General features: G+C 67.3%; 14 protein-coding genes and 1 pseudogene. 4 read left to right on the top strand and 11 right to left on the bottom strand.

The window, feature by feature from the left end:
* Nucleotides 1-7 precede the first annotated feature (7 nt).
* Entirely contained in the window at nucleotides 8-361 is a 354-nt protein-coding gene (locus AC5Y5V_RS11805) for a hypothetical protein (RefSeq protein WP_499934660.1), read from the bottom strand.
* 35 nt (nucleotides 362-396) lie between these two features.
* Nucleotides 397-1,377, bottom strand: coding sequence for an Acg family FMN-binding oxidoreductase (locus AC5Y5V_RS11800; protein ID WP_499934886.1), 981 nt, complete (start codon nucleotides 1,375-1,377; stop codon nucleotides 397-399).
* 273 nt (nucleotides 1,378-1,650) lie between these two features.
* Between AC5Y5V_RS11800 and AC5Y5V_RS11795 the strand changes: the two genes are divergently transcribed.
* A complete protein-coding gene (locus AC5Y5V_RS11795) occupies nucleotides 1,651-2,085 on the top strand; it encodes a pyridoxamine 5'-phosphate oxidase family protein (RefSeq protein ID WP_499934659.1) in 435 nt (144 codons plus the stop codon).
* On the opposite strand, the gene AC5Y5V_RS11790 is transcribed toward AC5Y5V_RS11795, so the two are convergent.
* Nucleotides 2,082-3,527 (bottom strand): bifunctional lysylphosphatidylglycerol flippase/synthetase MprF, encoded by a 1,446-nt coding sequence (locus AC5Y5V_RS11790; protein WP_499934655.1) that lies wholly within the window; start codon nucleotides 3,525-3,527, stop codon nucleotides 2,082-2,084. The genes AC5Y5V_RS11795 and AC5Y5V_RS11790 overlap by 4 nt on opposite strands.
* A 309-nt stretch (nucleotides 3,528-3,836) precedes the next feature.
* Here AC5Y5V_RS11790 and AC5Y5V_RS11785 point away from each other — a divergent pair, with 309 nt between their 5' ends.
* The gene (locus AC5Y5V_RS11785; protein ID WP_499934650.1) at nucleotides 3,837-4,301 is read left to right on the top strand and encodes a hypothetical protein; all 465 of its coding nucleotides are present in this window, start codon (nucleotides 3,837-3,839) and stop codon (nucleotides 4,299-4,301) included.
* A 36-nt stretch (nucleotides 4,302-4,337) separates the two neighbouring features.
* Nucleotides 4,338-4,442, top strand: a pseudogene (locus AC5Y5V_RS11780) (universal stress protein); the annotation flags it as partial.
* On the opposite strand, the gene AC5Y5V_RS11775 reads toward AC5Y5V_RS11780, so the two are convergent.
* The 8 genes from AC5Y5V_RS11775 to AC5Y5V_RS11740 form a co-directional block, all read right to left on the bottom strand.
* Complete coding sequence (locus tag AC5Y5V_RS11775) at nucleotides 4,439-5,575, bottom strand: site-2 protease family protein (protein ID WP_499934646.1); 1,137 nt, start codon at nucleotides 5,573-5,575, stop codon at nucleotides 4,439-4,441. The pseudogene AC5Y5V_RS11780 and the gene AC5Y5V_RS11775 overlap by 4 nt on opposite strands.
* Nucleotides 5,576-5,614: 39 nt before the next feature.
* Entirely contained in the window at nucleotides 5,615-6,217 is a 603-nt protein-coding gene (locus AC5Y5V_RS11770) for an SRPBCC family protein (protein ID WP_499934642.1), read from the bottom strand.
* Nucleotides 6,218-6,309: 92 nt separating this feature from the next.
* Nucleotides 6,310-6,789, bottom strand: coding sequence for a hydrogenase maturation protease (locus AC5Y5V_RS11765; protein WP_499934639.1), 480 nt, complete (start codon nucleotides 6,787-6,789; stop codon nucleotides 6,310-6,312).
* Nucleotides 6,786-8,075: a Ni/Fe hydrogenase subunit alpha gene (locus AC5Y5V_RS11760; RefSeq protein WP_499934636.1), complete on the bottom strand. Its 1,290-nt coding sequence runs from the start codon at nucleotides 8,073-8,075 to the stop codon at nucleotides 6,786-6,788. The genes AC5Y5V_RS11765 and AC5Y5V_RS11760 overlap by 4 nt, the downstream gene beginning before the upstream one ends.
* Entirely contained in the window at nucleotides 8,068-8,829 is a 762-nt protein-coding gene (locus tag AC5Y5V_RS11755) for an NADH-quinone oxidoreductase subunit B family protein (RefSeq protein ID WP_499934633.1), read from the bottom strand. The genes AC5Y5V_RS11760 and AC5Y5V_RS11755 overlap by 8 nt, the downstream gene beginning before the upstream one ends.
* The gene (locus AC5Y5V_RS11750) at nucleotides 8,830-9,687 is read right to left on the bottom strand and encodes an FAD/NAD(P)-binding protein (protein WP_499934882.1); all 858 of its coding nucleotides are present in this window, start codon (nucleotides 9,685-9,687) and stop codon (nucleotides 8,830-8,832) included. It lies immediately after the preceding gene.
* Nucleotides 9,680-10,798 carry a 4Fe-4S dicluster domain-containing protein gene (locus tag AC5Y5V_RS11745; RefSeq protein ID WP_499934629.1) on the bottom strand — a complete coding sequence of 373 codons (1,119 nt, stop codon included), beginning with the start codon at nucleotides 10,796-10,798 and terminating at the stop codon, nucleotides 9,680-9,682. The genes AC5Y5V_RS11750 and AC5Y5V_RS11745 overlap by 8 nt, the downstream gene beginning before the upstream one ends.
* 114 nt (nucleotides 10,799-10,912) lie before the next feature.
* Nucleotides 10,913-11,797: a universal stress protein gene (locus AC5Y5V_RS11740; protein ID WP_499934625.1), complete on the bottom strand. Its 885-nt coding sequence runs from the start codon at nucleotides 11,795-11,797 to the stop codon at nucleotides 10,913-10,915.
* A 124-nt stretch (nucleotides 11,798-11,921) separates the two neighbouring features.
* Here AC5Y5V_RS11740 and AC5Y5V_RS11735 point away from each other — a divergent pair, with 124 nt between their 5' ends.
* Entirely contained in the window at nucleotides 11,922-12,893 is a 972-nt protein-coding gene (locus AC5Y5V_RS11735; RefSeq protein WP_499934621.1) for an aldo/keto reductase, read from the top strand.
* Nucleotides 12,894-12,897: the final 4 nt, after the last annotated feature.

The raw sequence follows: 12,897 nt of genomic DNA, 5'->3' as shown, positions 1-12,897 counted from the left end.
CTGTCTCCTAGATCTCGAAATCGCCATATTGACAATCTCCATTCGACCAATCCGGCTGGGGCGACGGTAGGGACGGAAGTCCCCTGCCGGTGGGCCGTTCGTCGGGCTGGTCATCGGCCGTCGGCCCGGCGGGGGGCGTCGCGCCGATATAGGCCATGACGCGATCGAGTACGAGGTCGTATGCGTCTCCGTCGTCGACGACGCGGTCGAGGGCACGGCGACGCAGAAAGCCGTCAAGCCGGCGGTCCAGCGGCCACTCCGCATAGATGTCGTCGGCGTAGACCGAGTTGACGAATCCCCAAGCGAGCCCGTCGACATCTGCGTCCGTCAGTCGCGGCGGATCGTCTGTGTGAGAAGCCATTTCACTTCCTTACGAATACCTCGAACCAACAGGGCTCAGCGACGAATCTCCAACACATCGCTCAACGGCCGCCGCGGCGTGGGTGCCGGGACATCGCCGGGAGGCGCGACGCCGACTCGAACCAGCACCTGAGGCACCGCCGCCCTGTCGCCGATGTGCTCCCGAACGACGTCACGGCCGACATCCGTCTCCGTAAGGTGCGTTACCGGGCATGTTGCCAATCCCGCCAGGACGCATTCCAGCAGGACCGCCGATAGCGCCCGGCCGCAGTCCAAGGCGTCGCCGCGGGTGTCCCCGAGTGTGGACAGCACGAGGATCTTGGCGTGATCACGCCCTCCCGCACCGGCCTCGCCGTCCCGGGCGGCCGGAAACGCGCGGTTCACGTCGACCGCCCGAGCCGCGGCCCCCGACGCCAGCGCGCTGCGGGGTATCCCCTCCGCCTCTCTGGAAGGCGCTGTCCACCAGTCGAGTTCCTGATGATAGGTGTCGTCGTAGCGGCGCAGGGCCTCGGTGAGCCGCGAAGCTTCCACGAGTCGGGGCCGCGCATCGTCGGCGAGCACATCGAGGCTGACCGAATCGACGTTGCACGAGCCACGCAACACCGATTCGAACTTCGCCCACTCCTTCGTTGCTCGGAAGGGGCGTCGGTCGGTTCGGCGGCGCGATATCGCGTCGGCGCGGTCACGTCGGGCCGGCGCGACATAGTCCGTGGCCGCGAAATCCATCGAGGCAAGGTGATCGAAGTTGTTCGGGTTGGGGAATCGGTCGACATTGGTCTCCCAGCCGGCGGCCGCCATCGCGACCTGGAAGTGGTCGAGCATGGCGCCGCAGCTGATGATCGCTTCGCGACCCGAGTTGTCGGCCGAGGTCACCATCCGTCGGGGGTCGACGAACAGGTCGATGCTGGTGCGGCCCGCGACCCAGCGCCACGGCTGGCTGTTGTGCAGCGACGGGGCGCGGCAAGCCAACTCCACTGCCCTCTCGATCACCCCGGTGTCCACCGTCGTGTGGGTCAATGCACTCACCTGCCTTCCTGTGATTTCGACGATCGGGCATGGGTGACCGCGCACACCAGGGTCCTTGGTCCCCTCCTCACGGCATTCGGCCCGGCCGAACGACCACCGACCGTCGACTGGTGACTTTCGTCAATGTTGCGGCGGCGAGTGCCGGGCGCCGACGATTGAACGACGTTGGTCCTCAACGGACGGGACTTTCGCCCAGAGCTATTGCGCAGCCGGCATCAATAGCCTCATGGTTGTGACGTACCGAGACTTGAGAGGGGTCGGCTGATGTCGGGAGACCGCGATGGGGTCACCATCCTGCCCGAGCACGAGTGCTGGGATCTCCTGAAAAGCGTGTCGCTCGGGCGGTTGGTCACCGCCGTCGATAGCCGGCCACAGATCTTTCCGGTCAACTTCGCCGTGCAGCGTCGGACGTTGTTGTTCCGCACCGCGGAGGGCACCAAGTTGGTCAGCGCCGCCATCAACAACCAAGTGGTGTTCGAAGTCGACGATCACGACGTCGCCGAGGGCTGGAGCGTGATCGTCGAGGGCAGAGCGCGCTCGCTTCGCACCGACGAGGAGATCGACGAGGCCGAACGCGCTCAGCTCTTGCCGTGGACGGCGAGCGCCAAGACGCACTACGTGCGCATACGACCCGACCGGGTAACCGGACGCCGGTTCCGATTCGGCGCGCCCGGCACGCAGGAGGCGGACCGCGCCTAAGGGGTCCCCGCCTGGCGTTGCCCCAGCTTCATATGGCGCGGGCGGGGCATGAACTCCAGCGACAGCAGCACCACCAACGCGGCCGGGATGTGGTGCGTGCACAACACCACGTAACGGCGGTCGGACAACGCGTGGAACTTTCGCAGATATCGGTAGAGGGACTCGAGCCGGATCAGCGGGTCCAGCAGATGGATCAAGCGGTACGCCACGCGCTGCCACAAATTGCGGCGCGAAGCCTCGAAAATCTCCGGGAACGCCGCGAATGCCAACGAAAGGCGCTCCGCACCATGTGCTTTCGCATCGGCAATCATGTCGACGCAAAGCCGTTCGTCAACTCCGTTGGGAGCACCGGGACGCCGGAACGGCGCGTCGAGCGTGACCTCCGAACCTTCCCCGGCGGTCGCATATCGGTGCCACGCGGCCACCCGCCCCGTCCGGTCACGCGCAATGGCGAGCTTGACGCCGGGAAAGCGCCCCTCGAGTGCCCCGTCGAGATTCATCGAGAATCCCCGCTCGGTGTGTGCAGTGCGGTGTGCGGCGAGGAGGACCTCGGCAAGTTCGGCCGCCAGCGCGTTGTCGAGCGCCTGCTCCTCGACGATTTCGGTGGTGACCCCACCGTTGTGGCTGCGCTGCGCGGCTTGGCGCAGGTTGCGATAGCGCCGCCCGACCAACGCGAAGCGGCGGACGTCGACGACCACGTCGCGACCTATCGGCACGGCCAGCATCGGCTGCCCGAGGAGCTCCCTTCGCCACAGATTCAGGTGCCGCTCGCCGGCCGCCAGCACGATGATCCGCCAGCCGCGGCGGCGGCACATGCGGGCGAAGTCGCCTACCAGGGCGTCGAATTGGGTGGCATCACCGATCGGATCGCCGCTGACCACGGCGAAACCCAATCTGGCGCGGTAGGCGATCGCCGCCGTTTTTTGGCTGTTGAAGTGATAGCTCTTGCCGGAATGCATGGCAAACGGCGCCAGTGGATCCCCCCGGGTGGCGTCGACGAGCCGCCACACCTGCGTCAACAACTCCGGTTGTGGCCGGGAGGGCGTGGGCCATGTCAGCACGAAGCCGGAGGCCGCGACCAGGAGGTTGCCCAGCAGGCCGAACGACAGCAGGTCCGCAAGGATGCCTGCGCACACTGCCCCGCACGCCGCCAGGGCATGCCCCGCGGTGAGCGGACGACCCAGAATAATGCCGCGGCCAATCAACACGAGCGCCACCAGACCCGCGACCGACCAGCCCAAACGGCCCGCGGCAAACCAATCGTCACCGGGCCGATCGCGCACCGCCAGCAACGCCAATCCCCCCAGTGCGCACAACAGAATCAGCACGCCGACGGGGCGGGTTGCCGGGGAATCAACACCCACCAACACCCGCTCGCCCCTGCGCGGTGCGGCCATCCTGCGCTGGCTGATCTTCACGGCTGACCCGCTTCCGAAGCGCATGGTGCCGATGGTTCCTGCGGCACAATCACATCCACCAAAATTGGTATGGCTGTGGATCGCGGCGGAGCGGCTGGCCCGTCAGGCACGAGTGAATTCATTTCCGGATAACCCCATTGACGCGGTCGCACGCGGTTACCCCGACGATAGGCACACCTTTCGTCGGCGGCCAGGGTCGTTTGTCCTCTAGTCGTGGCCTTAGGGCCCGATTCGCGACGAATGTCCTGGAGGCTGAGGGACTTCAGTCCCTGTTGCGAACTTCCGCCGAGTGGTGTGGTTGAGGTAAGTGAGGCTCAGCAAGGAGGCATGACGATGAGTTCGACGCAGGTGCAGCCGAGGACACACGTGTTCGCCCGGATTCTCGGCCCGTACGCGGCTATCCTCGGCGTCACGGTCGTGGCACGCGCGTCCGAGATGCGGACGCTGGTCTCGGAGTTCGAGTTGAATTCCTCGTGGTCGTGGGTGACTGGCGCTTTCATCCTCTTGATCGGCCTCGTCATCGTTGCGCTGCACCCCTACTGGCGAGGCGCCGCGGCGGTGATCGTCTCGGTGCTGGGCTGGATGATCGTGCTGCGTGGGTTGATTCTGCTGGCATTTCCCAACGTCTTCAGGTCTGTCGCCGACGCCACCATTGGTATCAATTCCCTCTGGATCGCCGTGAGCGTCGCCCTCGCGGTGGCCGGCATTTATCTGACCTACATCGGCTGGCGTCCCCTGTCGGGTCACCCGCAGGCGGATGCCCAGGTCTCGACAGGGAACCTCCCGCCCACTGCGTGAACCGTCGAATCGCTCTGGGCGAACTGCCCAGCTGGGGTGGTCGGCAACCGCGGTCGCGGTGGATTCGCCGACATGCTCGTGGGTGCGGTGGGCGAAACTGTCGCCCAGATGGCGCGGGTGCCGGTGATCGTCGTTCGCTAGACCCGCGCGGGATGGGCCAGCCGGTAGACGTCGATCAGGCGTGCCAGGTCGTTCGGCGTGACGATGCCGACCACGCCGCTCGCGTCGACGACCAGGGCGCGGCTGCAGTGACGGGAAGCCCCCAACCGCTCGATCAGGACGCTCAGCGGCTCGGATGGTTCCGCGGTCGGCACATCCGTCAGGCGCAGCGCAATCTCGCGGATGCTGGTCGTCGCCCGTTGGGCAGGAGCAACGTCGCGCAGCTGGCTGAGCGTGACCAATCCGATGATCGTCCCGTCGTGGTCGGCGACCGGGTATGCCGAGTGCCGGTCGCCGAGGAGATAGCGCTCAATGAACTCGTTCACGGTGACCCAGGCCGGCGCCGTGCGCGGATGAGCGGTCATCGCATCGCTGACGCGCAGTCCCGAGATCGCCTGGCGAACGGTGACCTGCGCTTCCTCCTCGCGACTTGCGGAGAAGATGAACCACCCGATGAATGCCAACCACACCCCACCGATCACGCCGCCGACCAGAAACTCGGCCAGTCCCAACGCGATTAAGACAAAGGCGACGACCCGCCCGGCGCGCGCCGCGCCGACCGCCGCGCGCACGCTGTCACCGTGACGCCGCCACAGGTATGCCCGCAGCACTCGACCACCGTCCAGCGGCGCCCCCGGCAACAGATTGAACAGACCGAGAAGCGTGTTGATGCCGGCCAACCACCAAGCGACGCTGACCACAATCGCCGCGGCCTGCATGCTGACCAGCATCGCCGCCAGCGAGGCGAATCCCGCGGCCAGCACCAGGCTGGTCGCCGGGCCCGCGATTGCGACGCGGAAAGCCGCCCCGGGCGTCTTCGCCTCACCATTCATCCTGGTGACCCCGCCGAACAGCCAGAGCGTGACGCTGTCCACGGTTACCCCCGAGCGCCGGGCGACGATGGCGTGCGCAAGCTCGTGGGCCAGCAGTGAACCCAGTAGCACCACAGCTCCACACACTCCGGCCAGCCAATAGCTCGCGTGTGAATACCCTTTGGCGACACCGGGTAACGTCGTTGCGAGGCTCCAGGTGAACAACCAGAGGATGACCACCACGCTCCAGTGGACCTTCACCGCAAACCCGGCAATACGTCCCAGCGGGATTGCCTCACTCATGTCCCCATCCTCCCCGGGGTGGCTGAACGAATACTGCTGTCAGGCGGTTTCGGCTGCGCGCGGGCCGGCCGGCTCGGTTGCCGGCAGCCGCTCCGCTCCCCGCTTGATCTCCAGCAACATTCCCCGGCTGCCCAGCGCGATGAGCGGACTCGCCAGCTCTGTCGCAAGCACTTCGCCGGGATAACGCAGCGCGATTCGGAGACGGCTCACGAGCCGGACGCGGTCATCCCAGTGCGGCAGGAGATGAATGGACCACACCGCATCCCAGCGCAGGTCCGGCTGTGTCACTGAGAACACGACGTGCTGTTCGGGCACCATCTCGACGACGCGCAACGTGACACCGTCCTTGAGTCGTGTCCACTCCGGCGGGGCCAACCAGACGACGTCGTCCACCGCCAACGGTTGCGCTTCATCCCGGTCGGACCCCATTCCCATCAGATAGGTCCAGACCGCTGTCGCCGGCACGTCGACGTCCACCGCCTCCGTTGTCTGGACGGCCGGATCGCTCACCAGTGCATCGCCCGCAAGTCGCAGCCGCGATTCCGCCTTGGTCGCACCCCAGTTGCGGAAGTATTGACGCGCCGCGTAGAGCGCCGCCAACAGCGCCGCCGTCGCCGCAATCCGCTTCGCTACGTTGGCCATGACGCCAGTCTGCGCGCTTTACGCATCCGTCCGCCAGGGTCGATGGTCCTTCGGTCCCACCTCGGCCTCGGTGCCACGGATGACTTTGGACCCTATGCGGTCAGGCCGCGACGCCCGCGGGTGCCGGCGATTTCAGCCACCACCATGTCGACCACCCGCGGCACGCAGGCGGCGACCTGTGCCGTCAGGCCGACACCGTGCCCGGTGTCGGCCACTTCGACCGCGAAGACCGCAAGTTCGTCGGGAATTCGCCCCAGCTCGCGGGCCAGCGCGTAGGTCCGGACGACGTCGACGCGGTGCGAGGTCAGGCCGTCGGACGAGTCGGCCATGTCGCCGAGGGTGCACCGGTGGATGCGACCGGGCGCCGACGGCGTCACCACCGCCGCGTCGATCACCACTGCGAGTCCGGCGCCCGACCACGCCTCGAGCAGGCTCATAGGGTCCGCGATTTCGGTGACCACGCGAACGTCGGGCAATGCCATCGCACTCAGCGCGGTGGCGACGGCAACACCGACACCGTCGTCGCGGCGATACCTGTTGCCCAGGCCGATGACGGCAATCCGCTCGGTCACATCCGTTGCACCGTCAACGTCAGGAAGTGCGCTGAGCACGAGATACAGGGGTCGTAGCTGCGAATCAGCTTCTCGCACAACATGGTCAGCCCGGCGTCGTCGAGATCCAAGTTGCCGGACACCAAGCGGGCGAGGTCGGCTTCGATGGCCGCCTGGTTCTGGGAGGTGGGCGGGATGAGCGTCGCGGCGGCAACCAGCCCGTCGTCGATCCGGTAGCGGTGATACAACAGGCCGCGGGGGGCTTCGCTGACTCCATGGCCAACACCGGCACGGGACGGAACGTCGACGAACGGACGCGCCGGACGCTGGTAATCGTCGATGATCCGCAGCGCCTCTTCTATCGCGTACACCACCTCGACCGCGCGGACGATGATGCTGCGGAAGGGATTGCGGCATTGCGCCGACAGGCCAGCCGCGGCGGCGGCCTGCGCCGCTGTCGGTGACAGCGCGGCCGAATTGAGCGAAAACCGTGCCAGCGGCCCGGTCAGGTAGCAGCCCCCGTCGAGCGTGGCATGCAGAGCCGTCGAGTGCGGCACCTGCAACTCGGCGACGTGATCGGTGAATTCCGCGACCGCAAACGCAGATCCGGCGCTGCGGGCGATCGTGCCGTTCTCGATCGGATACTCCCCCGCAGCGGTGAGGGCCAGGAATTCGTGGTCGAGTTCGAGGTCGGGGAATTCGAACCCCGCGACCCATTCGACCGTCGCAAGCGCGTCGTCCAGCGCCCGGCGCAGCTGTTCAGCGATCGGTTTGAACTCCGTTCGCGTTGGCACCGAATAGAATCCGCCCAGTCGCACGTTGACGGGGTGGATCGCCCGACCACCGACGAACTCCATCAGGCGGTTGCCCGCCTTTTTCAATCTCAGTCCGCGCTCGATGATCTCGCGCTCATCGCGGGCCAGGGCGATCGCGTCCGGATAGCCGAGGAAGTCCGGCGCGTGCAGCAGGTAGATGTGCAGGACGTGGCTGTGTATCCACTCGCCGCAATACAGCAGCCGCCGCAACGTGACGATGTCCGCGTCCACCTCTATGCCGCAGGCGTCTTCGATCGCATTGCAGGCGCTGATTTGGTAGGCGACCGGGCAGATTCCACACACCCGCGCAGTCAGGTCCGGCGGCTCGGTGTAGGCACGCCCGCGCAGGAATGCTTCAAAAAACCTTGGTGGCTCGTAGATGTTGAGCTCGACGCTTTCCAGTCCTCCGTCCCTGAGCCGGACGTGCAGCGCCCCTTCGCCTTCCACACGCGTCAGCGTCCCGACACTGAGCGTGCGATCGGGTTCAGGCATCGCTTGCCCGTTCGGCGGCGAAACTGGCGACGTTGAACGTCGAGAACACCCGCTCGACGTCGCCGTCGGACATGCCGTCCCGGCGTAGCAGTGGGATCAGCGTCGCGGTCCGCGGCGTCGCGGACGGGCCGAAGCAGCCGTAACAGCCGCGGTGGTGCCTTGGACAGAGCGCTCCGCAGCCGGCATGGGTCACTGGACCAAGGCAGGGCGTGCCCTCGGCGACGATGACGCAGGTCACGCCGCGTTGTTTGCATTCTGTGCACACGGTTTTGGCCGGTAGCCGGGGCTTGCGGCCGATGAGCAGCGCGGCGAGCGTGTCGAGCAACTGTCCGCGGTCGATCGGGCAGCCCGGCAGCTGGTAGTCGACCTTCACGTGCGCCGACGCCGGCGTCGAGGTGGCAAGCGTGTCGATGTATTCCGGCTGGGCGTACACCACCGAAGCGAACTCGGTGACGTCGGCGAAGTTCCGCAGCGCCTGCACTCCCCCGGCCGTCGCGCAGGCACCGATGGTGACCAACACTTTCGACTGCTCACGGATCTCGCGGATGCGCCGCTCATCGTGACGGGTCGTGATCGAGCCCTCGACCAGCGACACGTCGTAGGGCCCGCCGACCACAGCGCTGGAGGCTTCGGCGAAGGTGGCGATCTGAACCTGGTCGGCCAAAGTGAGCAGCTCGTCCTCGCAATCCAGCAGCGTCAGTTGACAGCCGTCGCAGGAGGCGAACTTCCACACGGCCAACGTGGGTGGACTCATCTACAGCTCCTTCACCCGCATGAGCGGGCCCGCAACGTCGTAACCGACGACCGGTCCGTCCCGGCACAGCAGCAACGGCCCCAGCTGGCAATGCCCGCACCAGCCGACACCGCATTGCATGTTGCGTTCCAGTGAGACCCGAATGTCTTGGGCGGCCAGGCCTTTCTCCATGAGGGCCTCGGCGCCGAAGCGCAGCATCGGCTCGGGTCCGCACAGAAACGCCGTTGTGCGCTCGGCATCCAGCGCCAGTCGCCGCAGCGGCTCGGTGACCAGGCCGACGTCTCCGCTCCACCCTTCGGTCGGGGCGTCGACGATCAGATGCACTTCGATCCGCGGGTCTTCGGTCCACTTCTCGAGTTGAGCGGCGAAAAGGAAATCGGACCGGGATCGTGCGCCCACGACGAGCATCATCTTCCCGTAGCGCGACCGCTGCGCCAGCGCCCCGAGGATCGCGGGACGCAGCGGGCACAGTCCGACCCCGCCGGCGACCATGACCAGATCCCGGCCGGCGGCCTCGTCGAGCCCCCAGGTGGTGCCGAACGGCCCCCGAACACCGATCACCGTGCCGGGGCCGGCGTCGTGCAGGGCACGGCTGACCGCGCCGACGGCGCGGACGGTGTGGGTGATCGAGCCGTCGGTGACGGTAGGGTCTCCGCTGATCGAGATCGCCACCTCGCCGACCCCGAACGCGTAGAGCATCATGAATTCCCCTGGCTCCGGCGAGCGCAACGCCGTTGCCACCGGCGCCAGGCACAGGGTCGCCGAATCCGGGCTCTCCACCACCCGGGTACGCACGCGGTACGGCACCGGGGCCATGGCCGAAGCCGTCGGCGCCAGGCAGTCCGGCCCGTCAACCATCATCGCCGGCCATTTTGTTCATTTCCGCGGTGATGTCGATCCCGGTGGGGCACCAGGCGATGCACCGTCCGCAGCCGACGCAGCCGGACATGCCGAACTGGTCGTGCCACGTTCCCAGTTTGTGGGTCAGCCAATGCCGATACCGCGAGGCGCCGGACTGGCGGACGCTGCCACCGCCATGGACAAAGGTGAAATCGAACTCGAAGCACGACGCCCACTGCCGCCAACGTTCCGCGTGCTCACCGGTGAGGTCGCTGACGTCTTCGGTGCTGGTGCAAAAGCACGTGGGGCAGACCATCGTGCAGCTGCCACAGGTCAGGCAGCGACTTGCCACCTCGTCCCACTGCGGGGACTCGCGCGAGCGAATCAGCAGGTCGCGCAGATCGGTGTCGGGCATCCGGCGGCCCATGCGGTGCGCGGCGGCCTCGACATCCGCACGCGCGCAACTGACTTCGGCGGCGCTGGCCGGACGCTGCGGCAACGCGGCAAGCACGTCGGCGCCTGCGGGGCTACCCACGTCGACCACGTAGGTCATCCCGTCCGCGCCGGGACGTTCGGTCAAGGCCAAGTCGTACCCGGGCCCCGCCGCAGGACCGGTGCCCATCGATGCGCAGAAGCACAGCCCGCCCGGTTCGGTGCAGTTCACCGCGACCACGAAGAGGCGCCGTCGACGGCCCGCAAAAGATGCGTCCGGGTACTCGGAGCGACCCAGCACACGATCGAGCGTCGCGATCGCAGCCAGATCGCAGCCGCGCACCCCCAGGAAGGCGTAGCGCGGGACCTCCTGTTCGCCTTCCGCTGTACTGGTTCCGTCACGGGTACCGGCCCACAGCCGCTGCCGTGGCGGGTGCAGGAACGCTTTCCACGACTGCGGCCCCGCCGAATGCCCGAAGACCGCGTCGTCATCGCGACGGCGCAGGCGATAATGGCCCGGATCCACGTCTACGCCCCATCCGCGCGGGAGATCGTCCGCCGACTCGAGTTCCGCGAGCACAATCGCGTTATCGCGCAACGTCGGACCCACGACTCGGTAACCCCGATCGATCAGTGTCTCGACGAGTTGATGCAAACCGGTCGTGTCCAACAACGCGGCGCCGGACTCTGGGATCATCGCCACATCATCCGCCAACCTCGCAAGCGATGTATAGGGACGTTGGGCCCTGCTCCACGCCGACGCGAGTCGTTCGGTGAATTTACTGCGGCGAGAAGGTACTCGGTGATCCGCTCAGTCGGCGGGCTGCCGTGCCACGATGACGGGCGTCCGGACGGCGTGCACCACGGCGTTGCTGACGGAGCCCAGCAGCGTCCGGGCCAGCGCGTTGCGCCCGTGGCTGCCCACCACCACCAGCTGAGCGGATTCCGACGCGTCGATCAGTTCGCGGCTCGGGTGCGCGTAGGTGACGACGCGCTGCACTTCGACGTCCGGATAGCGCTCCTGCCAGCCGGCCAGGTATTCGGCCAGCACCCGCTGTGCCTCGGATTCCCAGTCCTGCCAACCACGTTCGAACGCCGCGAGATCGCCCCACGCGTGCAACGCCGTCAGGCCGACACCGCGACGCGACGCCTCGTCGAACGCGACGGCCAAAGCAAGCTCGGAGGCCGGCGAGTTGTCGACGCCGACCAGAACTGGCGCCTGCTCGGGATGCGCCAGGGGCGGACCCTCCTCACGAATCACCGCCACTGGGCATTTTGCGCTGCGCACGACACCCGAACTGACCGATCCGAGCAGGACGCGACCGACCGCGCCGCGACCGTTGCTGCCGACGACAACCAGCTCCGCGTCTGCGGATAGTTCGGCCAGCGTCGGCACCGGCGGTGAGGTCTTCAGCTCGGTGGCTATCGATAACTGCCGGTCCCCCTGCACGGCGTGCCGCGCGATCTTGGCGGCGTGCTCGAGCACCTGCTGGCCGTCCTCTTCCTGCCATACCGCCACCCCGCTCGGCAACGGTATTTGCGGGAATGCGGGCACGATCGCGTTGAGCATGTGAACCAGGGTCAGCGGGACGTTCCGCAGCGCCGCTTCGCGGGCCGCCCAGGACACCGCGGCGTTCGATGCGGCCGAACCGTCGACGCCGACCACTATGCCGTGGCGTGGCGCGGTTGTGGACATGTGCTCTCCTCCCAGTCGGTGCCCACGCTATTACGCCAATGACGGCCGGTCATGGGGCTTTGGTCACCAATAAGGTGAACAGCAGACGACGCTGGCCGCCGCTGCAGGCCGTACGGTGGGCAGCATGAAATATCTGGACTTCGACGGCATTGGAAAGGTCAGCCGGATCGGCCTGGGAACCTGGCAGTTCGGTTCGCGTGAGTGGGGCTACGGGGACCCGTACGCCTCCGGGGCCGCCCGTGACATCGTTCAGCGCGCCTTGGCCCTGGGGGTCACGCTGTTCGATACCGCCGAGGTGTACGGCCTGGGCAAGAGCGAACGGATCCTCGGCGAGGCCCTCGGCGACGAGCGGGCCAAGGTCGCGGTGGCCAGCAAGATCATGCCGGTTGCGCCGTTTCCCGCCGTCATCAAGCAGCGTGAGAGGGCCAGCGCTCAGCGGCTGCAGCTGGACCGCATACCGCTCTATCAGATCCACCAGCCCAACCCGGTGGTCCCCGATTCGGTGATCATGCCGGGCATGCGCGACCTGCTGGACAGCGGAAAGATCGGCGCCGCCGGCGTCTCGAACTACTCTCTGGCTCGGTGGCAGAAGGCCGACGAAGCGCTGGGGCGTCCCGTCGTCAGCAACCAGGTGCATTTCTCGCTCGCCCATCCGCAGGCGCTCAAGGACCTCGTCCCCTTCGCCGAGCGGGAGAACCGCATGGTGATCGCGTACAGCCCACTGGCGCAGGGGCTCCTGGGCGGCAAGTACGGCCCCGACAACCGGCCCGGCGGCGTGCGCGCGGTCAACCCCCTGTTCGGCACCGAGAACCTGCGCCGCATCGAGCCGCTGCTGCAGACCTTGCGCGCCGTCGCCGCGGAAGTCGGCGCGAAGCCGGCCCAGGTGGCGCTGGCCTGGCTGGTCAGCCTGCCGGGCGTGGTCGCCATCCCCGGGGCGTCCAGCGTCGAGCAACTCGAGTTCAACGTCGCCGCCGCCGATATCGAGCTGAGCACCGCGTCCCGCGACGCGCTCACCGAAGCGGCCCGCGCGTTCCGTCCGGCCTCGACGGCACGCTTCCTCACCGACCTGGTCCGCGAGAAGGTGGGCCTGAGTTAGGCCC

This window comes from Mycobacterium sp. NGS68, from assembly GCF_059812195.1.
This window is presented reverse-complemented; position numbering and strand designations above follow the sequence as displayed.